At 67.4% G+C, this 26,112-nt stretch carries 27 protein-coding genes and 1 tRNA gene; 15 read left to right on the plus strand and 13 right to left on the minus strand.

The genetic code is table 11. The features are described from left to right. Positions 1–30: 30 nt before the first annotated feature. Together MMF98_RS10810 and MMF98_RS10815 are read right to left on the minus strand one after the other, a co-directional pair. On the minus strand, positions 31–1,209 hold the full coding sequence (locus MMF98_RS10810; RefSeq protein ID WP_243306277.1) for an acetyl-CoA C-acetyltransferase: 1,179 nt from the start codon (positions 1,207–1,209) through the stop codon (positions 31–33). Positions 1,210–1,271: 62 nt separating this feature from the next. Next, positions 1,272–2,993 carry a PHA/PHB synthase family protein gene (locus MMF98_RS10815; protein WP_243306278.1) on the minus strand — a complete coding sequence of 574 codons (1,722 nt, stop codon included), beginning with the start codon at positions 2,991–2,993 and terminating at the stop codon, positions 1,272–1,274. A gap of 102 nt (positions 2,994–3,095) precedes the next feature. Here MMF98_RS10815 and MMF98_RS10820 point away from each other — a divergent pair, with 102 nt between their 5' ends. After that, entirely contained in the window at positions 3,096–3,443 is a 348-nt protein-coding gene (locus tag MMF98_RS10820) for a hypothetical protein (RefSeq protein ID WP_243306279.1), read from the plus strand. Here the strand turns inward: MMF98_RS10820 and pgeF are convergent. From pgeF to MMF98_RS10835, 3 genes are read right to left on the minus strand one after another with little or no spacing between them, the layout of a single operon-like run. Continuing rightward, positions 3,372–4,154 (minus strand): peptidoglycan editing factor PgeF, encoded by a 783-nt coding sequence (pgeF, locus tag MMF98_RS10825; protein WP_243306280.1) that lies wholly within the window; start codon positions 4,152–4,154, stop codon positions 3,372–3,374. The two genes, MMF98_RS10820 and pgeF, sit on opposite strands and share 72 nt — an antisense overlap. Before the next feature lie 6 nt (positions 4,155–4,160). Beyond that, on the minus strand, positions 4,161–4,802 hold the full coding sequence (gene maiA / locus MMF98_RS10830; protein WP_243306281.1) for a maleylacetoacetate isomerase: 642 nt from the start codon (positions 4,800–4,802) through the stop codon (positions 4,161–4,163). Positions 4,803–4,850: 48 nt separating this feature from the next. Beyond that, positions 4,851–5,573, minus strand: a complete 723-nt coding sequence (locus MMF98_RS10835) for a GntR family transcriptional regulator (RefSeq protein WP_243306282.1) — start codon at positions 5,571–5,573, stop codon at positions 4,851–4,853. Positions 5,574–5,645: 72 nt separating this feature from the next. Between MMF98_RS10835 and MMF98_RS10840 the strand changes: the two genes are divergently transcribed. The 4 genes from MMF98_RS10840 to MMF98_RS10855 are packed head-to-tail and all read left to right on the plus strand — an operon-like array spanning position 5,646 to position 9,171. Continuing rightward, a complete protein-coding gene (locus MMF98_RS10840; protein ID WP_243306283.1) occupies positions 5,646–7,037 on the plus strand; it encodes an aromatic ring-hydroxylating dioxygenase subunit alpha in 1,392 nt (463 codons plus the stop codon). Further along, positions 7,034–8,512 carry a glutamine synthetase family protein gene (locus MMF98_RS10845; RefSeq protein WP_243306284.1) on the plus strand — a complete coding sequence of 493 codons (1,479 nt, stop codon included), beginning with the start codon at positions 7,034–7,036 and terminating at the stop codon, positions 8,510–8,512. Before MMF98_RS10840 ends, MMF98_RS10845 begins: the two co-directional genes overlap by 4 nt. Beyond that, positions 8,512–8,847, plus strand: coding sequence for a 2Fe-2S iron-sulfur cluster-binding protein (locus tag MMF98_RS10850; protein ID WP_279343560.1), 336 nt, complete (start codon positions 8,512–8,514; stop codon positions 8,845–8,847). The genes MMF98_RS10845 and MMF98_RS10850 overlap by 1 nt, the downstream gene beginning before the upstream one ends. 21 nt (positions 8,848–8,868) lie before the next feature. Beyond that, positions 8,869–9,171, plus strand: coding sequence for an antibiotic biosynthesis monooxygenase family protein (locus tag MMF98_RS10855; protein ID WP_243306286.1), 303 nt, complete (start codon positions 8,869–8,871; stop codon positions 9,169–9,171). A gap of 86 nt (positions 9,172–9,257) precedes the next feature. Here the strand turns inward: MMF98_RS10855 and MMF98_RS10860 are convergent, their stop codons facing one another. Beyond that, positions 9,258–9,917: a YiaD family glycine zipper/OmpA-like lipoprotein gene (locus MMF98_RS10860; RefSeq protein ID WP_243306287.1), complete on the minus strand. Its 660-nt coding sequence runs from the start codon at positions 9,915–9,917 to the stop codon at positions 9,258–9,260. A gap of 146 nt (positions 9,918–10,063) precedes the next feature. Then, positions 10,064–10,495 (minus strand): MarR family winged helix-turn-helix transcriptional regulator, encoded by a 432-nt coding sequence (locus tag MMF98_RS10865; protein ID WP_243306288.1) that lies wholly within the window; start codon positions 10,493–10,495, stop codon positions 10,064–10,066. Positions 10,496–10,602: 107 nt separating this feature from the next. Between MMF98_RS10865 and MMF98_RS10870 the strand changes: the two genes are divergently transcribed. The 8 genes from MMF98_RS10870 (at position 10,603) to MMF98_RS10905 (ending at position 18,766) form a co-directional block, all read left to right on the plus strand. Next, a complete protein-coding gene (locus tag MMF98_RS10870) occupies positions 10,603–11,799 on the plus strand; it encodes a 3-hydroxybenzoate 6-monooxygenase (protein ID WP_243306289.1) in 1,197 nt (398 codons plus the stop codon). An 11-nt stretch (positions 11,800–11,810) separates the two neighbouring features. After that, positions 11,811–13,226, plus strand: coding sequence for an FAD-dependent oxidoreductase (locus MMF98_RS10875; protein WP_243306290.1), 1,416 nt, complete (start codon positions 11,811–11,813; stop codon positions 13,224–13,226). Positions 13,227–13,258: 32 nt separating this feature from the next. Further along, positions 13,259–14,329: a gentisate 1,2-dioxygenase gene (gtdA, locus tag MMF98_RS10880; protein ID WP_279343561.1), complete on the plus strand. Its 1,071-nt coding sequence runs from the start codon at positions 13,259–13,261 to the stop codon at positions 14,327–14,329. Then, positions 14,326–15,021 carry a fumarylacetoacetate hydrolase family protein gene (locus MMF98_RS10885; protein ID WP_243306291.1) on the plus strand — a complete coding sequence of 232 codons (696 nt, stop codon included), beginning with the start codon at positions 14,326–14,328 and terminating at the stop codon, positions 15,019–15,021. Before gtdA ends, MMF98_RS10885 begins: the two co-directional genes overlap by 4 nt. A 161-nt stretch (positions 15,022–15,182) precedes the next feature. After that, positions 15,183–15,662, plus strand: coding sequence for a TRAP transporter small permease (locus tag MMF98_RS10890; protein WP_243306292.1), 480 nt, complete (start codon positions 15,183–15,185; stop codon positions 15,660–15,662). Next, positions 15,659–16,978: a TRAP transporter large permease gene (locus MMF98_RS10895; RefSeq protein ID WP_243306293.1), complete on the plus strand. Its 1,320-nt coding sequence runs from the start codon at positions 15,659–15,661 to the stop codon at positions 16,976–16,978. The genes MMF98_RS10890 and MMF98_RS10895 overlap by 4 nt, the downstream gene beginning before the upstream one ends. A gap of 68 nt (positions 16,979–17,046) precedes the next feature. Next, on the plus strand, positions 17,047–18,099 hold the full coding sequence (locus tag MMF98_RS10900) for a TRAP transporter substrate-binding protein (RefSeq protein ID WP_243306294.1): 1,053 nt from the start codon (positions 17,047–17,049) through the stop codon (positions 18,097–18,099). A gap of 118 nt (positions 18,100–18,217) precedes the next feature. Then, positions 18,218–18,766 carry an NUDIX hydrolase gene (locus MMF98_RS10905; protein ID WP_243306295.1) on the plus strand — a complete coding sequence of 183 codons (549 nt, stop codon included), beginning with the start codon at positions 18,218–18,220 and terminating at the stop codon, positions 18,764–18,766. A gap of 21 nt (positions 18,767–18,787) precedes the next feature. Here the strand turns inward: MMF98_RS10905 and MMF98_RS10910 are convergent, their stop codons facing one another. Together MMF98_RS10910 and MMF98_RS10915 are read right to left on the minus strand one after the other, a co-directional pair. Next, positions 18,788–20,602: a serine/threonine-protein kinase gene (locus tag MMF98_RS10910; protein ID WP_243306296.1), complete on the minus strand. Its 1,815-nt coding sequence runs from the start codon at positions 20,600–20,602 to the stop codon at positions 18,788–18,790. Positions 20,603–20,658: 56 nt separating this feature from the next. Then, positions 20,659–21,549, minus strand: a complete 891-nt coding sequence (locus MMF98_RS10915; protein WP_243306297.1) for an adenylate/guanylate cyclase domain-containing protein — start codon at positions 21,547–21,549, stop codon at positions 20,659–20,661. A gap of 424 nt (positions 21,550–21,973) precedes the next feature. Here MMF98_RS10915 and MMF98_RS10920 point away from each other — a divergent pair, with 424 nt between their 5' ends. Then, positions 21,974–22,780, plus strand: coding sequence for a papain-like cysteine protease family protein (locus MMF98_RS10920; RefSeq protein WP_243306298.1), 807 nt, complete (start codon positions 21,974–21,976; stop codon positions 22,778–22,780). Between the two features lie 194 nt (positions 22,781–22,974). Here the strand turns inward: MMF98_RS10920 and MMF98_RS10925 are convergent, their stop codons facing one another. Further along, positions 22,975–23,793, minus strand: coding sequence for an SDR family NAD(P)-dependent oxidoreductase (locus MMF98_RS10925; protein ID WP_243306299.1), 819 nt, complete (start codon positions 23,791–23,793; stop codon positions 22,975–22,977). 32 nt (positions 23,794–23,825) lie between these two features. After that, on the minus strand, positions 23,826–24,491 hold the full coding sequence (locus MMF98_RS10930) for an MSMEG_1061 family FMN-dependent PPOX-type flavoprotein (RefSeq protein ID WP_423837617.1): 666 nt from the start codon (positions 24,489–24,491) through the stop codon (positions 23,826–23,828). An 89-nt stretch (positions 24,492–24,580) separates the two neighbouring features. Here MMF98_RS10930 and MMF98_RS10935 point away from each other — a divergent pair, with 89 nt between their 5' ends. Further along, positions 24,581–25,375, plus strand: coding sequence for a helix-turn-helix domain-containing protein (locus MMF98_RS10935; protein WP_243306300.1), 795 nt, complete (start codon positions 24,581–24,583; stop codon positions 25,373–25,375). A 112-nt stretch (positions 25,376–25,487) separates the two neighbouring features. Here MMF98_RS10935 and MMF98_RS10940 read toward each other — a convergent pair. Then, a tRNA-Pro gene (locus MMF98_RS10940) sits at positions 25,488–25,564 on the minus strand. A gap of 26 nt (positions 25,565–25,590) precedes the next feature. Beyond that, positions 25,591–26,040 carry a MerR family transcriptional regulator gene (locus MMF98_RS10945; protein WP_243306301.1) on the minus strand — a complete coding sequence of 150 codons (450 nt, stop codon included), beginning with the start codon at positions 26,038–26,040 and terminating at the stop codon, positions 25,591–25,593. Positions 26,041–26,112: the final 72 nt, after the last annotated feature.

A 26,112-nucleotide genomic window follows, 5' to 3' on the forward strand; every position in this document is an offset into this window, starting at 1 on the left:
GCACATCTCCAGACCATTGTCGGCCGGAAATCAGCGCTCGATGGTTAGGGCAACTCCCATGCCACCGCCGATGCACAGCGAAGCGATGCCGCGCTTGCTGTCGCGGCGCTGCATTTCGTGCAGCAGCGTCACCAGAATGCGGCAGCCCGATGCACCAATCGGGTGACCGATGGCGATGGCGCCGCCGTTGACGTTGACCTTGCTGGTGTCCCAGCCCATCTCGTTGTTGACGGCGCAGGCCTGGGCCGCAAAGGCCTCGTTGATCTCCAGCAGGTCGAGGTCAGCCGCCTTCCAGCCCGCGCGCTGCAGCGCCTTGGTGGACGCGGGCACCGGGCCCATGCCCATGTAGGCCGGATCCAGCCCCGAGGTGGCGTAGCTGGCGATGCGGCCCAGCGGCTTGAGGCCCAGGGCTGCGGCCTTCTTCGCGCTCATCACCATCACGGCGGCGGCGCCGTCGTTGATGCCCGAGGCATTGCCCGCGGTCACGCCGCCGGCCTTGTCGAAGGCGGGGCGCAGGCCGGCCAGGGCTTCGGCATTGGTCTTGCGGTTGATGAACTCGTCGGCCGCGAAGACGACCGGGTCGCCCTTCTTCTGCGCGATGCTGAAGGGCACGATCTCGTCCTTGAAGCGGCCCGCGTCCTGCGCGGCGGCGGCCTTCTGCTGGCTGGCCAGGGCCAGCGCGTCCTGCTGCTCGCGGCTGATGCCGTATTTCTTGGCCACGTTCTCGGCCGTGACGCCCATGTGGTACTGGTTGTAGACGTCCCACAGGCCGTCAATGATCATGGAGTCGATCATCTTCCAGTCGCCCATGCGCTGGCCGTCGCGCGAACCCAGCAGCACGTGCGGGCTGGCGCTCATGTTCTCCTGGCCGCCGGCGATGATGATGTCGCTGTCGCCCGTGGCCACGGCCTGCGCCGCCAGCATCACGGCCTTGAGGCCGGAGCCGCAAACGGCGTTGATGGTCAGGGCCGGGGTTTCCTTGTGCAGGCCGCTCTTGATGAGTGCCTGGCGCGCCGGGTTCTGGCCGGCGCCGGCCGCCAGCACCTGGCCCATGATGACTTCGCCGATCTGGCCGGCGTCCAGCCCGCTGCGCTTGAGCACCTCGGCCACGACGGCCGCGCCCAGCTCGGTGGCCGGGGTCTTGGCGAGCGCGCCGCCAAATTTGCCGACGGCGGTGCGTGCGGCGGAAACGATGACGATGTCTTCCATGTGATTTCTCCTGTGCATTGATGCTTGAAAAGGGTCAGTGGCCGCCGTGCCGTGGCGCCATGTCAGGCCTTGGCCTTCACATAGCGGCCGGGCGCGGGCTCGATCGCCTTGTGGCGGCCCTTGCCGTAGGCCTTGGGGGCCGCCACCTGTTTGCCGGCGTGGCCTTTCAGCCAGTCCGACCAGTCGGTCCACCAGCTGCCGGGATGCTCTTGCGCGCCGGCCAGCCATTCGGCCTGGGTCTTGGGAAACTTGCCGTCGCTGCGCAGCCAGTGGCTGCGCTTGCCGGCCGCGGGCGGGTTGATGACGCCGGCGATGTGGCCCGAGGCCCCCATCACGAAGCGCTTGCGGCCCGGCAGGTGCTGGGTGGAGGCGTATGCGCCGCCGATGGGCACGATGTGGTCCTCGCGCGAGCCGTAGAGGTAGACCGGCAGGTCGACCTTGCCCAGGTCGATCTTCTCGCCGCACACCTGGGCGGCGCCCGGCTTGACCAGCTGGTTCTCGAAGTAGGTGCTGCGCAGGTACCAGGCATACATCGGCCCCGGCAGGTTGGTGGAGTCGCTGTTCCAGTACAGCAGGTCGAACGGCGGCGGCGTTTCGCCCTTGAGGTAGTTGCCCACCACGTAGTTCCAGACCAGGTCGTTCGGGCGCAGGAAGCTGAAGGTAGAGGCCAGCTCCTGCCCCTTGAGCAGGCCGCCCTTGGAGAACTGCATCTCGCGGAACTTGACGAAGGCCTCGTCGATGAACACGTCGAGGATGCCGGTGTCGCTGAAATCGAGGAACGTGGTGAGGAAGGTGGCCGAGGCCACGGGCTTTTCACCGCGCGCCGCCAGCACGGCCAGCGCCGTGCCGAGGATGGTGCCGCCCACGCAGAAGCCCAGGGCATTGATCTGGCCGCCCGGCTTGTCCTGGCCCGTGATCTCGCGCACCACCTCGATGGCGCGCAGGGCCGCCTTCTCGATGTAGTCGTCCCAGGTGGTCTGGGCCAGCGACTCGTCGGGGTTGCGCCAGCTCACCACGAAGGTGCGGTGCCCCTGCGCCACGGCGTAGCGGATCAGCGAATTGCCGGGCTGCAGGTCGAGGATGTAGAACTTGTTGATGCACGGCGGAATGAGCAGCAGCGGCCGCTCGTGGACCTTGGCCGTCAGCGGCTTGTATTCGAGCAGCTGGAACAGCTCGTTCTCGAACACCACGGCGCCTTCGGTGGTGGCCACGTTGCGGCCGACCTCGAACACGCTTTCGTCGGTCTGCGAGACATGGCCCTGGCGCAGGTCGTGCAGCAGGTTCTGCAGGCCCTTGGCGATGCTCTCGCCCTGGGTCTCGACCGCCTTCTTCTGCGCCTCGGCGTTGAACGCGAGGTAGTTGCTGGGCGCCGTGGCGGCCATCCACTGGTCCACCGCAAAGCGGATGCGCGCCCGCGTCTTCTCGTCGGCCTGCACCGCATCGGCCAGCCCCATCAGGGTGCGCGCGTTGAGCAGGTAGGAGGCCGCGGAAAATGCGGCCACGGGGTTGCGGCTCCAGGCGTCGCCGGCAAAGCGCCGGTCGGCGCTCACCGGGTTGGCCTGCAAGCCCTGGTTCCACAGGTCGGTGGCGCCCTGCAGGTATTGCTGCTGCAAGGCCTGCAGTTTCGAGGCGGAAAAATTCAGGGGCTGGGCCTGGCCCGCGAAGCCGTTGGCGGCCGCGCCGGGCGCCAGCTCCTGGAGGGATTGCAAGGCCGTGTTCCACTGGTCGCCGAACAACTGTTGAAACTGCTGGGCGGCCTTGGCCCAGTCTGCTTCAGAATTCATGATGTCTCCTCATGCTCTGTATTTTTTCGGGGAAACCCTAGTATCCTGGTTTTTATGTTGCACTGCAACAATTTTGCAATCCTTGCGCGCTGCGCCTGACTGATGTACCTCATTGTTATCGCCTGGTTGTATGTCGCCCTCATGATGGGGGTGGCCGAAGCCACCAACAGCACCGGCACCGTGCTCGGTGGCCTGATCACCTTTGTACTCTATGGGCTCGGCCCTGTCGCCTTGGTGGTTTACCTGATGGGCTCACCGGCGCGCCGCAAGGCACTCAAGGCGCGGGAGGCGGCGGAGTGGGCGCGCCAACAGGCGCAGGCACCCACCGTAGGCGATGCGGCGGCCGCGCCTGCCGCAGCCGACGCCAGCGCGCCGGCCCTACCCCTGCAGCCAGACACAGGCGGCGAAGCGCCCGCTGACCCGGTCGCGCCGGTGCGAAAAGAACCGTGACGGGTTGCTGACGGTGCACCACGCGCGGCTGCCGTCGTTGCCGTGGATCTGCGTGATGCCCAGCGCCTGCAGGCGCCGGCGCGCCAGGCCCGGCAGGTCGGCCAGCCACTTGCCCCCGGCGTGCGCCTGGAAGCACGCGGCGGCCCCGGGGTCGTGCGCCTCGAACGCGGCCTTCACCTCGGGCCCCACCTCGAACGCCTGCGGCCCGATGCACGGCCCCAGCCATGCTATCGTTTCAATAGCATCTGAGGACCGCTGCGCCTGGACCTCCGCGCAAAAACGCTCATGAATCGTCTCCAGCACGCCCCGCCCGCCGCTGCCGGCCAGCCCGCGCCAGCCGGCGTGCGCCGCGGCCACTGCCCGCCCTTGCGCATCGGCGAACAGCACCGGCAGGCAGTCCGCCACCATGATCGTGCAGGCCACGCCGCGCTGCGTGGTGAGGCAGCCGTCGGCCGTGGTGCCGTCGGCCGTGGCCGCGCCGAGCGCCACCACCTGCGCGCCATGCACCTGCTGCAGGAAGACCGGCCGCACGCTCAGCGCCTGCGCCAGCACGGCGCGGTTGGCGGCCACGGCCGCCGGGGCATCGCCCACGTGGTCGCCGAGGTTCAGGCGGTCGTAGGGCGGCGCTGACTGCCCGCCGGAGCGCGTGGTACAGACCGCGCGCACCCGGTCCGGCACGGGCCAGTCGGGGATCAGCCAGTCGGGATGCACGTTCGCTCAGGGTTCGTTGTCGGGGCAGCTCGACGGCTGGGCTTTCTGGAAAGCCTCGTGCTGCATGCAGGCGTCGAACACGGCCAGGGTGCGCGGCAGGCCGTCGAAGCTGGTGTTGAAGCGCCGGGCATTGAAGATCTGCGGCACCAGGCAGCAGTCGGCCAGCGTGGGCGTCTCGCCCCAGCAGTAGGTCGAGGGCGGGAACTGCACGAGCTGGCGCTCGAACGCCTCCAGGCCGTCGCGGCACCAGTGGCGGTACCAGGTGTTCTTGGCCTCGTCGTCGAGCTTGAGCTCCTTCACGAGGTACTTGAGCACGCGCAGGTTGTTCAGCGGGTGGATCTCGCAGGCCACGAGCTGGGCCAGCGAGCGCACCTGGGCGCGCGCCATCGGGTCCTGGGGCAGCAGCGCGGGCTCGGGATGGGTTTCGTCGAGGTACTCGATGATCGCCATGGACTGCGTGAGGTGCTCGCCGGCATCGGTCTCGAAGGTCGGCACCAGGGTGGTCGGCGACACCTGGCGGTAGGCCTCGGACTGATGCTCGCCCTTCACCAGATGGACCGGGATGTAGTCGTAGGGCAGGCCCTTGAGCGCCAGCGCGATGCGCACGCGGAACGAGGCCGAGGAGCGGAAATAGTTGTAGAGCTTCATGGGGCCGAGGATAAACCGGATGGCGGCGCCCGGCAGCGCTGGCGGGCTTTAGCCGCCCACCACCAGCCGGATCGCCGGCATCACGCGCTCGGTCTCGGCGCGGCGCTCCAGCGCCTGGCGCAGGTTCATCTGCGCGACCTCGGTGTGCTCCACCGCCAGCGCCTGCGCGCGCGCGCCCTCGCCGGCCTTGAGCGCGGCGAACAGCATGTGGTGCTGGCGGTGCGCGTAGAGCATCCAGTCGCGGTCCATCGCCAGGCTGCCCTGCATCGGCAGCATGGCCGAGGCGGGCGCGAACGGCAGCTTGTCGTTGAGCGCGATGGCGCGCTGCAGCGCGCGGTTGCCGCTGGCTTCGAGGATCAGCGCATGGAAGCGATCGTTCATCGCGGCATAGGCCGCATAGCTTTCGTAGGTCAGCGGGTCGGCCGCCAGCGCGCGGTCGCCCGCGTCCAGGCAGGACTGCAGGTCGAGCTGGAGCTGGCGCGAGACGCCGTGCTCGGCCACCAGCCGCGCCGCCATGCCCTCCAGGTGGCCGCGCACCGCGATCGCGTCGGCCACCTCGCGCGGCGTGTACTGGCGCACCAGGTACTTGCCGGTGTCGTTGGCCTCGACCAGCCCTTCCTGCTCCAGTGTCACCAGCGCCGCGCGCACGGGCGTGCGCGAGGCGCCCAGGCGCTCGGCGAGCTGCTGCTCGGCCAGGCGCTGGCCGGGCTCGAACTTGCCGCGCAGGATCAGGTCGCGCAGCTGCATCAAAACGGTCTCTTGCAGATTCATGCCGTCAACTGTACACTGAATTTAAATTTCGGTATACCATTTTTCAAACCCCTTTCCTTTCTGGAGTCCCCGATGAAAGCAGAGCAGAACGAGCTGATCACCCGCATCGGCCCCGGCACGCCGTGCGGCGCACTGATGCGCCGCTACTGGCAGCCGGTGGCGCTGGTGGACGAGTTCAACCCGCGGCTCGACCCGCGCATGGCGCAGCGCCCCGTGAAGGCCGTGCGCCTGCTCGGGCAGGACCTCGTGCTGTTCAAGGACGGCCAAGACCAGTGGGGCCTGCTCGACCGCGACTGCCCGCACCGCGGCGCCGACCTCTCGTTCGGCCGGCGCGAGGCCGACGGCCTGCGCTGCCCGTTCCATGGCTGGAAGTTCGCGGCCGACGGACGCTGCCTCGACACCCCGGCCGAGCCCGCCGGCAGCAAGCTGTGCGAACGCGTGCGCCAGCGCAGCTACCCGGTGCTGGAGAAAAGCGGCGTGCTGTTCGCCTGGCTCGGCGACGAGGGCTCGGTGCCGCCGCCCTTCCCCGCCTTCGACTGCTTCGTGGCGCCGGCCACACACAGCTTCGCCTTCAAGGGCCTGTGGAACGCCAACTGGCTGCAGGCCTTCGAGGTCGGCATCGACCCGGCGCACCCCTCGTTCCTGCACCGCTTCCTGCAGGACGAGGCGCTGGAGGCCATCGGCTCCAACGCCGCGGGCAAGCAGTTCCGCAGCGCCAGCGCGGGCGCCGTGGGCGGCGAGCCCTGGCCGATGACGCGGATCATGCGCGAGTTCTGCCAGCCCGAGATCAGCCACGAACCCACGCCCTGGGGCCTGCAGGTCACCGCGCTGCGCCCCATGACCGAGGCGCTGACCCATGTGCGCGTGACCAACGCCATCTTTCCGGCCACCTTCGTGATCCCGCTGTCGGAAACCCTCACCATCACCCAGATGCACGTGCCGGTGGACGACACCCACACCTACTGGTATTCGTTCTTCACCAGCTTCGCCGGCCCGCTCGACAAGGAAGCCATGCGCGCGCAGCGCCAGCAGTTCATCAGCCTGCCCGACTACGTGCCGAAGTCGGGCCGCCACAACGCCTGGGGCTTCAACCCCGAGGAGCAGCTCACCCAGACCTACCTCGGCATGGGCGAGGAAGACATCAACGTGCACGACCAGTGGGCGGTGGAGAGCATGGGCGCGATCCAGGACCGCGCGCGCGAGCACCTGGGCACCAGCGACAAGGTCATCATGGCGAACCGCCGCCTGCTGCTCAAGGCGATCGAGACCGTGCAGGCCGGCGGCGTGGCGCCGGGCGTGGCCGATCCCGCGCAGGCCGCGGCCATGGCCGGCCCCGGCACGGTGGATGGCATCGCACCCGCGGGCACCTGGTCCACCTGGTGGCGCGAGCAGGTGCAGGCCAAGCAGGCAAACGCCCCCTGGGCCGCCCCCGCCGCGCAACCCTCCTCCGAACAGCCGGCATGAGCAGCTTCGCCGAACGCTGCGGCCTCCACGATGCCGCGCGCCAGCAGGCGCTGGCGCAGGCCGTGCAGCAGATCGAGGCCCAGGGCCTGGAGCTGGTGCGCTTTGCCTGGTGCGACCTGCATGGCGTCACGCGCGGCAAGACGCTGGTGGCCTCGGCCGCCGCGCAGGCCCTGCTCGACGGCGTGGGCCTGGTGAGCACGCTGATGCTCAAGGACACCTCCGACCGCACGGCCTTCAAGGTGTTCGAGCGCGGCGGCGCGGCCGGGCTGCCGGGCTTCGAGTTCGCCAGCAACCTGCTGCTGCTGGCCGACCCGGCGAGCCTGAAGCGGCTGCCCTGGGCACCCGCCACCGGCTGGCTGCGCTGCCAGCCCTGGTTCCAGGGCGGCCAGCCGGTCGAGCTGGACACGCGGCGCGTGCTGCAGCGCGCGCTGCAGCGGCTGGCGCAGGCCGGCTACGGCATGAAGTGCGGGCTTGAGGTCGAGTTCCACATCTACCGCATCGAAGCCGGCGGCGGCCAGCTCGATCCCGAGCAGGCGGACTGGCCCGGCCTGCCGCCGCAGGTGAGCATGATCCACCCGGGCTACAACCTGCTGGCCGAGGGCTGGTACGACATGGCCGAGGAGCCGCTGCGCATCGTTCAGCACACCGCGCAGTCGCTGGGCCTGCCGCTGCATTCGCTGGAGATCGAGCTCGGCCCGAGCCAGGTCGAGGCCGTGTTCGACGCCACCGACGCGCTGACCGCGGCCGACAACATGGTGCTGTTCCGCAGCGCCGTGCGCCAGGCGCTGCGGCGCGCGGGCTACCACGCCACCTTCATGTGCCGCCCGCCCTTTCCCAACATCATGTCCAGCGGCTGGCACCTGCACCAGTCGCTGGTGGATGCGCGCAGCGGCGCCAACATGTTCAGGCGCGACGCCCCGGCGCCCGGCAGCCAGCCCGACGAGGCCGGGTTCACGCTGTCGGCCGCCGGCGCGCATTACCTGGCCGGGCTGCTCGAACACGCGCGCGGCATGGCGGTGTTCTGCACCCCCACGGCCAACGGCTTCGGCCGCTTCCGCCCCAACGCGCTGGCGCCGCAGGCCGTGCTCTGGGGCCGCGACAACCGCGGCGCCATGCTGCGCGTGGTGGGTGAATGCGGCGACGCGGGCACGCGCATCGAGAACCGCATCGGCGAACCCGCCGCCAACCCCTACCTGTACCTGGCCGCGCAGATCCACGCGGGCCTGGACGGCCTGGAGCGCCGGCTGCAGCCGCCACGCGCCACCGACGCGCCCTACGACGCGGGCAACGCCCTGCTGCCCACCTCGCTGGACGAGGCCCTGCAGGCGCTGCAGGACGACCGCGCGCTGGTCGAGTCCTTCGGCGCCGACTTCGTGCACTACTTTTCGCGCATCAAGCAGTCCGAGGCGTCGCGCTACGCCCAGGCCGAGGACAAGCTCGATTTCCAGCGCCGCGAATACTTCGGCCGCTTCTGATGATTACTATCAATTTCATAGCGCCCGATGACCACCCGACAAGGACATCGGCCACAATTCAATGCCAAACCGGGCAAAGTTTGATGCAGGCGGCGGTGGCGGCCAACATTGCGGGCATCGAGGCCGACTGCGGCGGCCTGCTGACCTGCGCCACCTGCCACGTGTATGTGCGCGAGCCGCATGCGGCGCAACTGCCGCCGCCCGACGGCGACGAACGCGGCATGCTGGAGTTCACCGCCGCGCCCTGCCGGCCGGGCAGCCGGCTGAGCTGCCAGATCCAGCTCACCGACGCGCTGGACGGGCTGACGGTAGACTTGCCGCCCAACCAGCACTGATCCAACAGGAAAGCATTTGCCATGATCCTCGAACTCGCCGACATCCGCATCCAGCCCGGCCAGCAGGCCGCCTTCGACGAAGCCATCCAGCGCGGCCTGACCACCGTCATCAGCCGGGCCCAGGGCTTTCGCGGCTTCAAGGTCAACAAGGGGCTGGAGTCGCCCGAGCGCTACATCCTGCAGATCTTCTGGGACACGCTGGAAGACCACACCGTGGCCTTCCGTCAGGGGCCGCTGTTCCCCGAGTGGCGCGCCATCGTCGGGCCGTTCTTCGCGGCGCCGCCGGTGGTCGAGCACTTCAGCCTGCTGGCCCGCTCGGACTGAGCCAGCGTTTTCAGAGCCAAGCGCCCCAACGAAAAAAGGACAGGCCCCGCCTGTCCTTTTTGCTGCCGGCGCAACGCCCTGGCGCGTCAGCGGCCTTGCGCCACCGCGCGCTCGGCCAGGAAGATCTCCACGCGGCGGTTTCTGGCCCGGCCGGCCTCGGTGCCGTTGTCGGCCACCGGCTCGTGGCTGCCCCGGCCGGAGATCTGCACGCGGTTCGGATCGACGCCGCGCGCCGTCAGGTAGTCGCGCGTGCTGGCCGCGCGCTGCATCGACAGCGGATCGTTGATCGCATCGGTGCCGGTGCTGTCGGTGTGGCCGATGATGCGCACCTCGGTGTTGGGCTGGCTGCTCAGGCCCGAGGCGAACTGGTCGAGGATCGGGCGCAGGTTGGGCTTGATGTCGGCGCGGCCGGTGTCGAACGACACGTCGCTCGGGATGTTGAGCTTGAGCTGGTTGTCCGGCGTCTGCGTCACGGCCACGCCAGTGCCGGCCGTGGCCTGCTCCATGGCGGCCTTCTTGTCGGCCATGTGCTTGGACCAGATGTAGCCGCCCAGGGCGCCCGCGGCGGCGCCGATCGCGGCCCCGGTCTTGCTGTCGCCGATGGCCACGCCCGCCAGCGTGCCCACGCCGGCGCCGATGGCCGTGCCCTTCTGCGTCTCGCTCATGTTGGCGCAGCCGGCCAGGGCCAGTGCCGCCACCAGGCTGGTCAGCAGCAGGGAACGCGCCAGAGGTGAGTTCTTCGTCATGTCCGCTCTCCTTGATTCATGATGTTCGGGCTTGCATTGAACACCATTCCCGGCCCGCGGAACAGTGAAAAAGTGACAAAAGGTCAACCTCCGACACCCCGGGCCGGCGCCGTCCTACACGGCTTGCGGCAGGCGCGCCGGCCGCCTCAGCCGTCGGCTTCGACCAGCTTGTGCAGCAGCGCCAAGAGCTGCTCGCGCTCGGCGGCGTCGAGCGGGCCCACGATGCGGTTCTGCACCTTGCCCACGATGCGCTTCATGCGCACCACGGCCTGCTCGCCCTCGGGCGTGACCCACAGCAGCTTGCGCCGCTTGTCCTGCGCGTCAGGCTCGCGCCGCACCCATCCCTTGGCTTCGAGCCGCCCGATCACCGAGCCGGAGGTCGCCGCATCGAACGCCACCTGGCCCGCCAGCGTGACCTGGTCCTCGCCCGGCGTGTCCATCAGCGCATTGAGGATCGCGAACTGCACCGGCGTGACGCCATAGTCGGCCGTCTCCTCCATGAAGATCGCCACCGATCGCTGGTGCGCCCGGCGGATCAGGTGGCCCGGCGCATGCTGAAAGTCGAAGCTGGTTGCCATACCGAACGAGTTTACCCAGTGTTTTGCCCGAAAAGGGGCTTGCATGGCGCAAATCACTATGTATACTTATTATTTTCGCGACCCCCCAAAATCTGGAGACACGTTCCATGACACAGGCGCTCCCCTTCCTGGTCGCCGGCGGCGGCATCGGCGGCCTGGCCGCGGCCTATGTGCTGGCGCAGGACGGCCACCCCGTGACCGTGCTGGAGCAGTCTACGGCCTTCGGCGAAATCGGCGCCGGCATCCAGCTCGGGCCCAACATCTTCCGCATGTTCGACTACCTGGGCCTCACCGACGCCATCAACCGCGTGGCCTACTTCCCGCCCGGCCTCGGCATGAGCGACGTGCGCACTGGCGAGAAGGTGGTGCGCGTGCCGCTGGGCGACGTGGCCCGCGCGGCCTACGGCTTCCCCTATGGCCTGATCTACCGGGCCGACCTGCACCAGGTGTTTCTCGAAGCCTGCCAGGCGCTGCCCCAGATCACGCTGCGCACCAGCGCCAAGGTCGAGTCCTTCGAGCAGACGGTGGGCGGCGTGCGCGCGCGCCTGGCCGAGGGCGGCGTGGTCGAGGGCGCGGCCCTGATCGGCGCCGACGGCCTGTGGAGCCGCATCCGCGAGGCCGTGGTGGGCGATGGCAAGCCGCGCGTCTCGGGCCACATCGCCTACCGCGCGGTGCTCAAGAAGGAAGACGTGCCGGCCCACCTGTGGAACGACGACGTGCTGCTGTGGGGCGGCGAGAAGACGCACCTGGTGCACTACCCGCTGCGCCGCGGCGAGCTGTTCAACCTGGTGGCCGTGTTCCACAGCAACAAGTACGACGAGGGCTGGAACACCTTCGGCGACACGGCCGAGCTCAACCAGCGCTTCGCCGACGCCGTGCCCCAGGTCAAGGAGCTGCTGGGCAAGATCGAGACCTGGAAGATGTGGGTGCTGTGCGACCGCGAGCCGGTCAAGAACTGGACCGACCGCCGCGTCACGCTGCTGGGCGACGCCGCCCACCCGATGCTGCAGTACCTGGCGCAGGGCGCCGGCCAGGCGATCGAGGACGCCGTGGTGCTGCGCGAGGCGCTGCGCTTCACGCAGGGCGACGTGCTGCAGGCGTTCCAGCGCTACCAGCAGGCGCGCTACCTGCGCACCGGGCGCGTGCAGCTCACGGCGCGCTTCTACGGCGACATCTATCATGCAGCCGGTGTGCAGCGCGAACTGCGCAACCAGATGTTCCAGTCCGGCGCCGAATCCGCGGGCTTCGCCGGGCTGCAGTGGATGTACAAGGGCATCGACCCCCAGAACCTGTTTACCCGTTGACATTGAACCCCATGCAAAGAACCCTGACCGAACCCAGCCGCCAGACGCCCGTCCTCGGCGAGTACGACGTGGTGGTGCTCGGCGGCGGCCCGGCCGGCATCGCCGCCGCCGTGGCGGCCGCGCGCACCGGGCACGCCACCCTGCTGGTCGAACGCTATGGCTTTCTCGGCGGCATGGGCACGGCCGCCGGCGTGACCAACTTCTGCGGCCTGCATGCCAACGTGCACGGCGAGATCCGCCAGGTGGTGCACGGCGTGGCCGCCGACCTGCTGGCGCGCATCGACCACCATGGCGGCCTCAATGCGCCGCACACGGTGTTCGGCAAGACCTCGGCCCAGGCCTACGACACGGCAGCCTACAAGATCGCGGCGGACGAGCTGCTGCTGTCCGCAGGCGTCAAGATCCTGTTCCACGCGCTCGCCGCTGGCGTGGTGATGGCGGCGCCGGGCCGGGTGCAGGCCCTGCTGGTGGAAACCAAGTCCGGGCGCGGCGCCGTGCTCGGCCGCAGCTTCATCGACGCCTCGGGCGACGGCGACCTCGCCGCCTGGGCCGGCGCGCCCTATGAGCTGGGCGACGGCCAGGGCAACATGCTCTACCCCTCGACCATGTTCCGCCTGAATGGCATCGACCCGCAGCGCGCGGGCCACGACTGGGGCCTGATCCCGCGCCTGATGCTGGACGCCGAGGCCGCCGGGCGCTACCAGTTCCCGCGCAAGACGCCGATCGTGCGGCCGCAGAAGAACCCGATCGAGTGGCGCGTCAACCTCACGCAACTTGCCAACGCCCAGGGCAATGCGATGAACGGCGTGGACGCCCAGGAGCTCAGCGATGCGGAGATCCTGGGACGCCGGCAGATTGCCAGCGTAGCCGGCTTCCTGAAAGAGGTGCCGGGCTTCGAGCAGTCCTACATCGTGGACATCGCGCCGCAGGTCGGCATCCGCGAAACCCGCCGCGTGCTGGGCCAGTACCTGCTGACCGAGCCCGATGTGCTGGGCTGCGCGAGTTTCGACGACACCATCGGCGTCAACGGCTGGCCGCTGGAGCTGCACCAGAAAGGCGACGTCGAGTTTCGCTGGCCGCAGATTCCCGAAAGCCGCGGCTTCAACCACCTGCCCTACCGCATGATCGTGCCGCTCGCCGGCGCCGAGCCGCCTCAAGCCGGCGACGCCCCCTCTGGGGGCAGCGCGAAGCGCGTGGGGGCTCCTGTGACACTGGACAACGTCTGGGTGGCCGGGCGCTGCGCCTCGATGACGCACGAGGCGCAATCCGCCGCGCGCGTGACGGGCGCCTGCTTCGTGATGGGGCAAGCGGCTGGCACGGCGGCGGGCCTGGCGCTGGCCTCGGGCCAGGCGGCAGCGGACGTAAACATCGCCGCGCTGCAGCAGCGGCTCACGGCCGAGGGTGCCTACCTCGGCCAGACCTGGTAGCCCTCGGCACGGGCCACTCGAAAGGAGACAGCATGAACGCACCGCAATCCGCTACGGCCCTGGCCAGCGCTGAACAACGCCAGCAGCTGTACCGCGACATGTCGCCGCTCCACCTGACGCCGCTGTGGGAGGTTTTGCATGCCCTGGTACCGCCCAGGCCCGCGTCCCCCTGCGTTCCTGCGCTATGGAAATATGAGCAGGTCCGGCCCTTCCTGATGCGCGCGGGCGAGGCCATCACGGCCGAGGAGGCGGTGCGCCGCGTGCTGATCCTCGAGAACCCGGCGCTGCGCGGGCAATCGGCCATCACCCAGTCGCTCTATGCCGGCCTGCAGCTGATCCTGCCCGGCGAAGTGGCGCCCAGCCATCGCCACACCCAGAGCGCGCTGCGCTTCATCGTCGAAGGCACGGGCGCCTACACGGCGGTGGACGGCGAGCGCACCACCATGCGGCCGGGCGACTTCATCATCACCCCGAGCTGGACCTGGCACGACCACGGCTCGGACGCCAGCGAGCCGGTGGTCTGGCTGGACGGGCTGGACATTCCGATGATCCGCTTCTTCGATGCCGGCTTCGCCCAGAACGATGCCCAGGCCTCGCAGGCCGTGTCGAAGCGCGAAGGCACGAGCTTTGCGCGCTATGGCCACAACATGGCGCCGGTGCGGCACGACGCGCCCTTCGGCACCACCTCGCCGATCTTCAGCTACCCCTACGAACGCAGCCGCGAGGCGCTGCACACCCTGGAGCGCGACGCGCCGGTCGACGACTGGGACGGCGTCAAGCTGCGCTACCTCAACCCGCTCACGGGCGGCTCGCCGATGCCGACCATGGCCACCTTCATGCAGCGGCTGCCGGCCGGCTTCAGCGGCAAGCCCTACCGCCAGACCGATGGCGCGGTGTTCAGCGTGGTGGAGGGCGAGGGCACGGTCGAGGTCGAGCACGCCGGCGAACGGACCACGTTCTCGTTCGGGCCGCGCGACCATTTCGTGATTCCCTCATGGCACACTTCGCGCTTCGCCTCCGGGCGCGGCTGCGTGCTGTTCAGCTACTCCGACCGCCCGGTGCATCAGGCCCTGGGCATTCACCAAGAAGAAAGGATCACATGAGCTACGTTTTCAATCCCCCCGCCACGGTGTCCGTGCCCGTCACCGGCAGCGCTGCGCGCTTTCCGGTGCACCGCATCTACTGCGTGGGCCGCAACTACGAGGAACACGCCAAGGAGATGGGCTTCACCGGCCGCGAGCCGCCCTTCTTCTTCATGAAGCCGGCCGACGCGCTGGTGGTGGTGGATGCCGGCCAGACCGGTGATCTGCCCTACCCCAGCCTCACCAAGAATTTCCACCACGAAATCGAGCTCGTGGTGGCCATCGGCACCGGCGGCAGGAACATCAAGGCCGCGGATGCCCACAAGCACATCTTCGGCTATGCCGTGGGCCTGGACATGACGCGCCGCGACCTGCAGAACGACATGAAGAAGCAGGGCCGGCCCTGGTGCATCGGCAAGGGATTCGACCATTCCGCGCCGATCGGCCCGATCACGCCCGTGGCGCAGGCCGGCGACGTGGCGAATGCCGAGATCTATGTGCAGGTCAACGGCCAGGACCGCCAGCGCAGCAACGTGTCCAAGCTGATCTGGAACATCGGCGAGACCATCGAGCACCTGTCGGCCGCCTGGGACCTGCAGCCCGGCGACCTGATCTATTCGGGCACGCCCGAAGGCGTGGCCGCCGTGGTGCAGGGCGACACCCTGGCCGGCGGCGTGGCGGGCCTGGGGACGCTGACGATCAAGGTCGTCTGAGCGACGCGCCTCCTCATACAAACCCTGTAGCCCCGCGCGGCGGTCGCCTGGATAATCCGGCCGTCGCGCCGCGCCGCCACGTTTCCGGATGGACAGCGGGTCCGCGGATGATGTCGCCGCGGGCCGCGCCATCCGTGACAGAAGAACTACCGGAGGCCCCGTTGAAATTGCTGGAAAACCTGGCCAAGCTGTGCGCCATTCTCGCCGGCGTGCTGCTGACGATCATCACCTTCATGACCTGCGCGAGCCTGATCGGCCGCAACACCACGGGCGCCACCCTGGTGGGGGATTTCGAACTCACCGGCGTCGCCACCGGCGCGGCCATCGCGCTGTTCATGCCCTGGTGCCAGGTGCGGCGCGGCAACATCATCGTGGACTTCTTCACCGCCCGGGCCAGCGAGCGCACCAACGCCTGGCTCGACAAATTCGGGGCGCTGCTGCTGGCCCTCACCTTCGCGCTGCTGTCATGGCGCACCACGCTGGGCGGGCTGAACGCCTACAACACGCAGTCGGGCACGATGATGCTGGGCTTTCCCGAGTGGATCATCTACCTGTCCATGGTGCCGGCGTTCACGCTGACGGCGGTCATCGCCCTGTCGCAGACCCTGTTCGGCTTCGGTGATGCCGGGGAGGATGCATGAGCGCCCTCACGCTGACCCTGCTCATCTTCGGCCTGATGCTGGCCTTCATGGCGATCCGCGTCCCGATCTCGATTGCCATGTTCGTCGCCGGTGCGGCAGGCTACGTGGTGCAAACGGGCTGGGCACCCTTTGCCAACTTCCTGAACAACCAGGCCTTCGCGCGCTTTGCCAGCTACGACCTGTCGGTCATCCCGCTGTTCATCCTGATGGGCCACTTTGCCACGCAGGGCGGCATCAGCAAGGCGCTGTTCGAATTCGCCGCCGGGGTGATGGGCCGCTTCAAAGGCGGCCTCGCGATGGCGGCCGTGCTGGCCTGCGCAGCGTTCGGCGCCATCTGCGGCTCGTCCGTGGCCACGGCCGCCACCATCACCGGCGTGGCCCTGCCCGAGATGAAGCGCCACGGCTATTCCGGGCGGCTGGCCACCGGCACGCTGGCTGCCGCGGGCACACTCGGCATCCTGATCCCGCCGTCGGTGCCGCTCGTGATCTATGCCATCCTGACCGAGCAGAACCTGGCCAAGCTGTTCGCCGCGGCAATGATCCCGGGCATCATCGCGATGTTCGGCTACATGGCGGCCATCGCGGTCTACGTGCGCATGGTGCCGGGCCAGGCGCCCGAAGTGGACAAGGAAAGCGCCCGGCTCACGCTGAGCGGGCTCAAGGGCATCGCGCCCATCGTCGCGATCTTCTTGCTGGTGTTTGGCGGCATCTACGGCGGCTTCTTCACGCCGACCGAGGGCGCCGCCGTCGGCGCGGCCTCCACCTTCGTGGCGGCCCTGCTCAAGCGCGAGATCACCTGGGCCAAGTTCAAGCAGTGCTTCTATGCCACGGCCGAGAGCTCGGCCATGATCTTCCTGATCTTCATCGGCGCCGACCTGATGAACTCCGCGCTGGCCCTGACCCAGGTTCCCAACCAGCTGGCCGCGCTGGTCGGCAGCTGGGGCCTGTCGCCGCTCATGGTGGTAGCGGCCATTCTGCTGTTCTACGTGGTGCTGGGCGCGGTGATGGACGAGCTGAGCATGATCCTGCTGACCATCCCGATCTTCTTCCCCATGGTCATGGGTCTGGACTTCGGCATGCCCAAGGAATCGGTCGCCATCTGGTTCGGCATCATGGTGCTGATGGTGGTGGAGTTCGGCCTGCTCGCCCCTCCGGTGGGCCTGAATGTCTATGTGGTCAACGGCATGGCCAAGGACGTTCCCATTGCCGAGAGCTACCGCGGCGTGATGCCCTTCCTCGTCAGCGACACGCTGCGCACGCTGCTGCTGCTGTTCTTCCCGGGCATCTCCCTCTGGCTGGTGCAGTACCTGAATTAGGGCATTCACCGTGGCCCGCGGACGCCGCCTCCGTTAAGTTACTTGCATCGCATTCAAGGAGCCCCAGGATGATTCAACGACGTACCCTTCTTCAGTCCGGCGCCGCTGCGGCCCTGGGCGCGCCCGCGCTGACCGGGCTGGCCCAGCAGACCGTCACGCTCAAGTTCCACACGTTCATGGCGCCGCAGTCCAATGTGTGGCTGTCCATGCACAAGCCCTGGATGGAGAAGGTCGAGAAGGAATCGAACGGCCGCATCAAGTTCGAGGGCTATCCCGCCATGCAGCTGGGCGGCACGCCGGTGCAGCTCTACGACCAGGCCAAGGACGGCGTGGTGGACGTGGTCTGGACCTTGCCGGGCAACACCGCCGGGCGCTTCCCGCGCGTGGAGGTGTTCGAGCTGCCGTTCATGATGACCAATGCCGAGGCCACCTCCAAGGCCTACTGGGAGTATTGCCAGACCGTGGCCGCGGACGAGTTCAAGGACGTTCAGGTACTGGCGCTGCAGGTCCACGGCCCGGGCGTCATCCACACGTCCGACAAGCCCGTGCATTCGGTGGCCGACATCAAGGGCCTGAAGCTGCGCGCCCCGACCCGCCAAGTCACCAAGATGCTGGGCTTCCTGGGCGCCACGCCGGTGGGCATGCCGCTGCCGGGCATTCCCGATGCACTGTCCAAGGGCACGATCAATGGCTGCGTCATCCCCTGGGAAGTCGTGCCCTCGGTCAAGGTGCATGAACTCACCAAGTACCATGCCGAATTCGACCCGGCCGGCGGCTGCCTCTACACCACCACCTTCGTGATGGCGATGAACAAGGCCAAGTACAACTCGCTGCCGCCGGACCTGAAGAAGGTCATCGACAACAATTCCGGCATGGCCACCTCGGCCTGGCTGGGCAAGACACAGCAGGGCAACGACCCGGTAGGCCGCAAGTCCGCCAGCGAGCGCAACAACACCATCTTCACGATCAATGCCGCCGAGGCGCAGCAGTTCCGGCGCACCTCGCGCTTCGTCGAGATCGAATGGGTGGAAGACCTCAAGAAACGCGGCTACGACGGCTACAAGCTGCTTGAAACCGCCCGCGCACTGATCGACAAGCACACCAAGACGGCCAAGGCCTGAGCCTTTCGCAGGCGCCACTTGAGAAAGGGCTCCCCGGAGCCCTTTTTCCTTGGCGCCCGTGTCCCTCGCGGCAGGCTCCGCACGCGGGAGGCCAAAATTTTCCCCGTACACTCGCACGATGATGTTTCGCAGCCCCATCAAGCACTGCAAGAACTGCGGCACGGCCGTCGTCTACCGCATTCCGGACGATGGGGACACCCGGGAACGCGCCGTCTGTCCGGCCTGCGCCACCATCCACTACGAGAACCCGCTCAACGTCGTCGGCACCGTCCCGCATCTGGGCGATCGCGTGCTCCTGTGCAAGCGCAACATCGAGCCGCGCTGGGGCAAATGGACGCTGCCCGCCGGCTTCATGGAGCTTGGCGAGACCACCGCGCAGGGCGCCGCGCGCGAAACCGACGAAGAAGCCGGCGCCCAGTTCGAAATGGAAGCCCTGTTCAGCGTGATGAACGTGGCGCGCGTGGGCCAGGTCCACCTGTTCTACCGTGCCCGGCTGCTCAGCGAGCATTTCAAGCCGGGACACGAGACCATCGAGGCCCGCCTGTTCACCGAGGCCGAAATTCCCTGGGACGAGATCGCCTTCAAGACCGTCAAGGAAACGCTGGCGTGCTACTTCTCGGACCGCCGCAGCGGGCAGTTTTCGGTGCACAACCTCGACATCGTCTGAACCATCCTGAAGCCGCGGGCTTCAGTTCTGCATCTGGCTCTCTCGCCGCTTGCGGTCCATCTCCTGGCGCTCGACGCAAATGGGATGGGATTGGAATGCCGGCTTCGCGCATTGCTCGGCCATGCAGATCTGAAAGGCCAGCAGCAAGCGGTTTTCGCAGGCATCGCGCGGACTGGCCGCAGGCGCTGACGCACCGGCCACCAGCGTCGCGGCCTTGGACTCCGCCTCTCGGCGCACCGGTGCCGGCACGGGCTTGGCCCCTTCGCTGCGATCGGCAAGTGCCGGCGCGCTCGCTTTGGGTGAGCGCATGGCAGCCTGGCTGGCCGCTCCCTTCGGTTTGTCTGCAGAAGCCGCCGTGGCAGCGCTCGATACCGCGGGCTCGACAGGCAGCGCCGCCACCGGGCCGCCAGACGCCACTTCGTCGGCGCCGGCCGTGCGCGCGGCCGATGCGGGGCCGGCAGGCCTGTCGCCGGCGGTATGGCTTGGCTCTCCATCCGCCTTGAGCGCGAACCAGGCCGTGGAGCCGGCCAACACCAGCATCGCCAGCGACGCCAGCGCGATGACCCAGGGCTTGCGGGCCGGCGCTGCCGCTGGGCCTGGCGCCTGGGGCGAAGCGGAGGCGGCCATCGCCTGGTGGACATCGGCCTCCGAAGGCGCGGCGCCCCCGTCTCTTGGCTCGAACAAGGTACGTGTCGCTTCCCCGGCGTCCTGTGGCGAACTGCCGAGCAACTTCTTCAAGCGCCGGTCGGCCAGCTCGGCATAGATGCCCGAGGGGAACTTGCGCAGAAAGACCTGGAGCTCTGCAGGATCGGTTGAATCCTTGACGTCCTTCCAATAGACCAGTTCGAGTTCCTGCGTCACGGTGCTGGCGCTGGCGCTCGTGGCCGAGGCGGCCGAGCCGGTGGCGTGGCCGGCACTCGCCGTGGCCGCGCCTGCCATGCCCATGCTCGCGGCCTCATCGGCGAGTTGCTTCAAGGGATCGACGGGTGGCATGAAGGTGGTGTTTTCCACCTGCCGGGCCGCCGCCCGCAAGGCCTCGGCGAATTCACCGGCAGAGGCATAACGCTCGTCGCGGTTCTTCGCCAACGCCTTCGCCATGACCGCATCCATCGCGTGCGGCAACCCGGCGTTGAACTCGCTGGGGGGTTCGGGCGTGTGGTTGATGATGCGATGGATGATGGAAAAATCGTTGTCGCCATCGAATGGCCGCCTGTCGGTGAGCAACTGGTAGAGAACGACGCCCGCCGAGAACAGGTCGGTACGCGCGTCCACCTGCAAGCCGCGAACCTGCTCGGGCGACATGTACTTCAATGTCCCGACAATGGCACCCCGGGTCCGCGTGGCCTCGCCGGAGTCCTGGATGCGGGCCACGCCGAAATCGGTGAGCTTGATGCGACCGCTGGCCTCGATCAGCATGTTCGCGGGCTTGATGTCGCGGTGCACGATGCCCTGCCTGTGCGCATAGTCCAGCGCGTCCAACAGGTCGCAAACCATCTCCAGCGTCTGGCCCAGCGAGTAGCGGACACCCTTGTCCAGATGGTGCTTCAGGTCGTCGCCCTGGATGTACTCCATGACGAGAAAGGCGGTGTCGCCGTCGCGGTCCGAGTCGTAGACGCTGACGATGTGGGGATGCTGCAGCCGTGCCGCGGAACGCGCCTCCGTGCGAAAGCGCAATTCATATTCCGCGGCCGCTTCGTCCGAGAGGTTCTCGACCTTGACCGTCTTGATGGCCACCCGCCGGTCCAGATTGGGGTCGCGCCCCTCATAGACGATGCCCATCGCGCCTTTGCCAAGAACGCGAACCAGGTCGTAGCGGCCAAGTTTCTTGAGACTCACGGCATCAGCGGGTCGATGGACACGGGGAATTTCATTCTACCGTGCGCCCTGCTGCGTCAGGCCGTGACCGTGAACAGCACCAGCGGCGCGCCGTTGGCCTCGCGCTCGCAGCCCAGCGCAATCTGGCCGTGGCCGACCAGGTAGCACTCGGTGCGCCGCAGCACCACGGGCGCGCTCTGGCCGCCGGCGTACACCCAGGTGCCATAGCTCGACAGATCGCTCAATACGAACTGGCCGCCGCGCCACTCCAGCATGGCGTGCGTGCGCGACACGCGGGAGTCGTTGATCGACAGCGAGGCATCGGCAGCCCGCCCAATCGAGAGCTTGTCCGCGAAAGGCGCCAGCCGCAGGGTCTGGCCGGCGGCAGAGATTTCCAGATGATGCTGTTTCGGCGGGGTCGCCAGGGAGGCGCCCATGATGGTGGCATCGGCATCCCGCCCGGCCAGCCACTCGACCCGATAGACCTCGGTGGCCTCGGATTTCCCGCGCAGGTACATGGGACCCAGGCCTCGCAGGGTCGCCCGCTGCAGGGGAAGCAGGGCCTCCAGCACCCGCTGCGTCGTCAGGATCTGCTCGGCACCGGCGAGATCGGCCAGACGGGCGGCGCTGTTGACGGCATCCCCAAAGCAATCGCCCTGGATCTCGACCACCTCGCCCGACTCGACACCCATCTGCATCTGGACCGGGTGGCCGGCGCCGCCCGGCCGCACAGGGTGCTCATGAAGGCTCTGCTGGATCGAGACGCAGGCCGCCAGCGCCTCGGCCTCGCCGGGAAACACCACGAAAAGCCCATCGCCGAGCAGCTTGACGACACGGCCCTGGTGCTGTTCGAACACCTTGCTGAGTGCCGTGGTGATCTGGGTCACGAAGCGCGAAGCCGTCTCATCGCCCAGCCGCTCGAAGATGCCGGTACTGCCTACGAGATCAGCAAAAACAACGGTTGTCACGGTCGGTGCTGGTACCAGTGGAGGATGGAAGACGACGAACCCCGGGAACTGCCTGCTGGATTCTATGCGGTCGGCCGGACAACGCCGGCGGTGAGGCGCGGCCTTGGGTGTCGTTGACCACAGTCAGGCCCGACTGACGGACCGCGTATGGGGAGTTTTGAGGGAATTCAGTATCAAATCAGCCCGATGTCCAGGCACAGCGGTCATTGGTTGCTATCAATAGCATAGCAATTGACCGAAGAGCTGGTAGCTCAAGGATCAGGCGAACGAATCGCCTTCAATAACGCTCAAGGCCGCGCTGCGCGGTGTTGTCTGATGGGTGGGCCCTGCTCTCCTCCATTCAGGGGATGACGGCGGCTCGGATGTGGCGTACCTTGCGGCTCAACAAGTCTCGCGGCAAGAGACATTCGCAGGAGGGATGAGGATGAAGGCGATTCTTCGACTGTGGCTGTTCGTCATGGTCTGGGGCCTGAGCCAGGCCGCACAGGCCAGCACGACCTGTCAGGCCACCCCAAGCGGCACACTGTGCATCTCGCAGGTCGATTTCACTCGCTTTGCACAGACGGCCTACCAGGCCCAGGCGCAGAGCCAGTGGTGCTGGGCGGCCTCGATTTCAATGCTGTTCAGCTACTACGGCTACAGCGTGGCTCAGCCGCGGATCGTGGCGGAGGCCTATGGCGGCGTGGTGAACATGCCGGCGGTGGCCGGGGTGGTGATGGCGCAGGCGCTCAATCGGTCCTGGCTGGACGATGCGCAACGACCGTTCACGGCGCGCCTGCACGGGGCGTTCGATCCCGCGGCGAATGTTTCCACGCTCGACAACAGCCGGCTGGTTCAGGAGCTGGATCAGAACCGCCCCTTCATCATCGGGACGGCGGGGCATGCGGTGGTGGCAACGGCGATCCAGTACTACCCGACACCGTACGGGCCCAACATCGTGTCGATCGGGGTGTTCGATCCCTGGCCCGGGCGTGGCGCGCGCGGTTTGTCTGTACTGGAGATGACGCCGGTGACGATGGGAGGCGCCTTGAGTTTTGTGGCAACGGCGGAAGTGCAGGCGGGAGGCTCCTCGCTGGGCGGGGCGATCCAGAATCCGTTTGCACCCGTCGCTGGAAGTGGCGGCGGGGCGGCCGACCTCTGCTTGGTCGTGGGCCTGGCGGTCCTGGCGTGGGCGGCAAGGTATCGGTCCAGAGTGGCCAAGGGCCGCGCGAGACACCCCGGGAATGCTTAGGGAAACGAGGGGGCCTCCCTATAGGGCGCCATGCCTCAGGCAGCTACCTTGATCTCGGCTTCCAGGCCGCAAGTTCTCTCTTGAGCACAAGGCTGCGCGCTATGACGGCGTGCTGTCCACCGGCTCCGCCTTCCATGGGGAGGAAGCGAGCGAAACCGGCCGGCCGTTGGCCCGATGATGTCGGCCCTGACGTTTCACCCCTGGGCTGCGTCCGACTCCGCGGCCCAAGCTTCCCACACCGACAGCCGTTGCGTATAGGCTTGTCTCGCGGCGGGCAGGCCAGCCCTGCCAAGGAAGAGCCGCAACGGCGGCTCCTGCGCGTCGACCACCGCAAGAATGGCTGCCGAGGTGGAGGCAGGCTGGCCCAATGCCCGACCCGCACTGAGCGCCTTGATCTTCCGGCGCAGTTCACCATAGGCCTCCATCGGCACGGTGGTGGCGGCCGAGGCCCCGCGCCAGTCGGTGTCGTAGCCGCCGGGCTCGATCAGCGTCACGCGGATGCCGAAGGCTTCGACCTCCGACGCCAGCGTTTCCATGAGCCCTTCGACAGCCCACTTGGTTGCGTTGTAGATGCCTGCCGTTGGGAAAGTAATTACGCCTGCGATGCTGGAGGTCACCAGCAGATGTCCGCCGCCCTGCGCCCGCAGGTGCGGCAGTGCGGCCTGGATAACCCACAGCGTTCCGAACAGATTGGTCTCGAACTGCGCGCGCGCCTGCGCCTCGCTGCTCTCCTCGATCGTGCCGAACAGCGCGTAGCCCGCATTGCTGACGACCACGTCCAGCCGGCCAAAGTGCGCCTTGGCCGTCTCGACGGCCGCGAATACCGCGGCGCGGTCCGTGACATCAAGCGCCAGTAGCAGCACCGCATTGCCATATTTTTCGGCCAACGGCCGCAGCGTTTCCAGGGATCTCGCGGTAGCGACCACTTGGTCGCCGCGCGCCAGCGCCGCCTGCGTCCATGCGTGCCCGAATCCCCGGGAAGCGCCCGTGATGAACCAGATCTTGTTTGCCATGATTTTCCTGCCTTGCGTTTTGATGTTCGATGTCAGTACAGCTCTTGCTTGACCGCCACGTCGTACTTGGCATCCAGTGCCGACGCAGACACGCCGCTCAGTCCGGCCAGCGCAACCAGCACCGTGCCGACGCTGGGCAGGCTGGCGCGATCCACCTGCGATGCGGGGTTCCACAGCCGCGCACGGTTGACGGCTTTTCCGCAATGGAACAGCGCTTCCTCGACCTTCACCACGACGGCGGCCTTGGGCTGTTTTGCTCCCTCCGCGAGTTCCTCAAGCAGTTCGGAGGCCGTCGAGATGCGGGCGCAGCCGTTGATGCGCATGAACACCTCCAGCCCCGGGAACAGAAAGAGCATGGCGACTCTGTCGTCATGCTGCAGGTTGCGCAAGGACTCGATGCGGTTGTTGCCGGGCCAGTCCGCAAAGACGAGCGTGGTCGCGTCCAGCATCCGCACGAAGCCCGGCGGGCCGCCGCGCGGAGAGGCGTCCAGGCCTGCGTCCTGACGCCCGGTGGCCAGGCAGAAGAAGGTCGCGATCTCCAGATACGCGCGGTGGTATTCGGTAAGGTAGTTGGTCACCGCTTTCTGGATCATCGGCGGCGGCGCTGCGTACAGCGCACCGAGATCGACAGGCTCGCGCGGGGCCATATGCACGAAAAGATCCGCCGCACCTTCGGGCAGAACGCTGGGGTCTTGCATGGTCATTTACTCCTGGATGAAAGGCCATGCTAGGTTGGCATCCGTGGCGAAGCTATGCTATTCAGGTCAATCGATACCTCATTTGCGCCATGCTCCCACCCTACCCGCCCGGGATTGCCGACCCGAAGAACGACGACGCCGGCCCCTTGGTGGTCGTCGTTTCGCAATGCATTGAAGGACACACCCTGGTCGATGCGCACAGCCACGGGCGCGGGCAGTTGCTCGGCGTCTGGCGCGGCCTCATAACGCTAGGCACCACTGCCGGAAAATGGCTGGTGCCGAATGTGCACGCGGTCTGGATTCCACCCGGGCAATTGCATTGGGCGAACACGCATGGCCAGGTCGACGGTTGGAGCGTGTATGTGCGTGCAAGCGCTTGCGAGGGTCTGCCGCAGCAGCCAGCCACGCTGCGCCTCTCGGCCCTGCTGCGCGAAACCTTGCGCCGGCTGGAGTCCCTGCACGAAGCGCCTGCGGACCCCATGCGCGGTCTGCTTGAGCAAGTGGTGGTGCAGGAAGTCCGCTCGCTGCCTGCGCAGGCGCTCAACCTGCCGATGCCAACCAGCACATCGCTGGTGAAGATCGCGCAGGGGTTGCTAAAGGAGCCGGCATTGGAGCACTCGCTGGAGGACTGGGCGGCGCTGGCGAATGTCTCCCCACGCACGCTGAGTCGGCGCTTTCCAGTGGAGACCGGCTACAGCCTGGGCGCCTGGCGGCAGCGGGCGCGCCTGCTGCGCTCCCTCGAACTGCTGGCTGAGGGGCATTCCGTCACCGCCACTGCACTTGAACTCGGCTACAGTAGCATCAGCGCATTCATCGCCTTGTTCAAGCGCAGCTTTGGCGTGACGCCCACCCAGTACCTGCGAGGGGATTCGGCCTCCGCATGACCTCGCCTTCGCCTATCGCGTGCTTGAGGTCTTGAGCTGATCGCACCGATCCCATTCAACGGAAACAAAAAGCCCCGCTGCTATTTTCATAGCAGCGGGGCCTTGTTTTTAATGGTCGGCGTGGCGGGATTCGAACTCGCGACCCCTTGCACCCCATGCAAGTGCGCTACCAGGCTGCGCTACACGCCGACAAGCCTCAGATTATAACCCGTGACTCAGTGCGTCGCGGACAGGAGCTCGCGTATTTCGAACAATTCTCGCCGCACCAGCAAAAGCTTCTGCGACACCTGGCTGTCCTCGTCGAGCGACACGCTGTCTTCGAAGTCGTCAAAGCTCGAATCGTCGCCTTCGATCACCTCCACGCCTTCGAGCATGACTTCGCCATTGCGCCGCTTGTCGCGTTCCACCTGCACCAGCTCCTGCAGCTTGTTGCGCGCACCGCTGATGGTGAATCCCTGGTCGTACAGCAGGTCGCGGATGCGGCGGATCATCAGCACCTCATGGTGCTGGTAATACCGGCGGTTGCCACGTCGCTTCATGGGTCGCAACTGCGTGAATTCCTGCTCCCAATACCGTAGCACGTGCGGTTTGACACCGCACAAATCGCTGACCTCACCAATGGTGAAATAGCGTTTGGCTGGGATGGGTGGGAGAGCTTTCTCCATTGAAATCAATGTTGTACAGGGGAAAGCTTCGAGGTTACTCTAACTGGGCCTGGCGTGCAAAGCCCCTGCGCC

The sequence above is a fragment of the Variovorax terrae genome (genome assembly GCF_022809125.1).
GTDB classification, from domain to species: domain Bacteria; phylum Pseudomonadota; class Gammaproteobacteria; order Burkholderiales; family Burkholderiaceae_C; genus Variovorax_A; species Variovorax_A terrae.

What these genes read in the sequence shown, in the direction of transcription:
- MMF98_RS10905 (WP_243306295.1), top strand. Translation starts at nt 18,218, where the DNA reads ATGATGTTTCGCAGCCCCATCAAGCACTGCAAGAACTGCGGCACGGCC.
- MMF98_RS10930 (WP_423837617.1), bottom strand. Translation starts at nt 24,491, where the DNA reads ATGCAAGACCCCAGCGTTCTGCCCGAAGGTGCGGCGGATCTTTTCGTG.
- MMF98_RS10845 (WP_243306284.1), top strand. Translation starts at nt 7,034, where the DNA reads ATGAGCAGCTTCGCCGAACGCTGCGGCCTCCACGATGCCGCGCGCCAG.
- MMF98_RS10860 (WP_243306287.1), bottom strand. Translation starts at nt 9,917, where the DNA reads ATGACGAAGAACTCACCTCTGGCGCGTTCCCTGCTGCTGACCAGCCTG.
- MMF98_RS10855 (WP_243306286.1), top strand. Translation starts at nt 8,869, where the DNA reads ATGATCCTCGAACTCGCCGACATCCGCATCCAGCCCGGCCAGCAGGCC.
- MMF98_RS10920 (WP_243306298.1), top strand. Translation starts at nt 21,974, where the DNA reads ATGAAGGCGATTCTTCGACTGTGGCTGTTCGTCATGGTCTGGGGCCTG.
- MMF98_RS10885 (WP_243306291.1), top strand. Translation starts at nt 14,326, where the DNA reads ATGAGCTACGTTTTCAATCCCCCCGCCACGGTGTCCGTGCCCGTCACC.
- MMF98_RS10895 (WP_243306293.1), top strand. Translation starts at nt 15,659, where the DNA reads ATGAGCGCCCTCACGCTGACCCTGCTCATCTTCGGCCTGATGCTGGCC.
- MMF98_RS10925 (WP_243306299.1), bottom strand. Translation starts at nt 23,793, where the DNA reads ATGGCAAACAAGATCTGGTTCATCACGGGCGCTTCCCGGGGATTCGGG.
- MMF98_RS10835 (WP_243306282.1), bottom strand. Translation starts at nt 5,573, where the DNA reads ATGAATCTGCAAGAGACCGTTTTGATGCAGCTGCGCGACCTGATCCTG.
- maiA (WP_243306281.1), bottom strand. Translation starts at nt 4,802, where the DNA reads ATGAAGCTCTACAACTATTTCCGCTCCTCGGCCTCGTTCCGCGTGCGC.
- MMF98_RS10900 (WP_243306294.1), top strand. Translation starts at nt 17,047, where the DNA reads ATGATTCAACGACGTACCCTTCTTCAGTCCGGCGCCGCTGCGGCCCTG.
- MMF98_RS10810 (WP_243306277.1), bottom strand. Translation starts at nt 1,209, where the DNA reads ATGGAAGACATCGTCATCGTTTCCGCCGCACGCACCGCCGTCGGCAAA.
- MMF98_RS10840 (WP_243306283.1), top strand. Translation starts at nt 5,646, where the DNA reads ATGAAAGCAGAGCAGAACGAGCTGATCACCCGCATCGGCCCCGGCACG.
- gtdA (WP_279343561.1), top strand. Translation starts at nt 13,259, where the DNA reads ATGAACGCACCGCAATCCGCTACGGCCCTGGCCAGCGCTGAACAACGC.
- MMF98_RS10945 (WP_243306301.1), bottom strand. Translation starts at nt 26,040, where the DNA reads ATGGAGAAAGCTCTCCCACCCATCCCAGCCAAACGCTATTTCACCATT.
- MMF98_RS10935 (WP_243306300.1), top strand. Translation starts at nt 24,581, where the DNA reads ATGCTCCCACCCTACCCGCCCGGGATTGCCGACCCGAAGAACGACGAC.
- MMF98_RS10870 (WP_243306289.1), top strand. Translation starts at nt 10,603, where the DNA reads ATGACACAGGCGCTCCCCTTCCTGGTCGCCGGCGGCGGCATCGGCGGC.
- MMF98_RS10820 (WP_243306279.1), top strand. Translation starts at nt 3,096, where the DNA reads ATGTACCTCATTGTTATCGCCTGGTTGTATGTCGCCCTCATGATGGGG.
- MMF98_RS10850 (WP_279343560.1), top strand. Translation starts at nt 8,512, where the DNA reads ATGATTACTATCAATTTCATAGCGCCCGATGACCACCCGACAAGGACA.
- MMF98_RS10865 (WP_243306288.1), bottom strand. Translation starts at nt 10,495, where the DNA reads ATGGCAACCAGCTTCGACTTTCAGCATGCGCCGGGCCACCTGATCCGC.
- MMF98_RS10875 (WP_243306290.1), top strand. Translation starts at nt 11,811, where the DNA reads ATGCAAAGAACCCTGACCGAACCCAGCCGCCAGACGCCCGTCCTCGGC.
- MMF98_RS10815 (WP_243306278.1), bottom strand. Translation starts at nt 2,993, where the DNA reads ATGAATTCTGAAGCAGACTGGGCCAAGGCCGCCCAGCAGTTTCAACAG.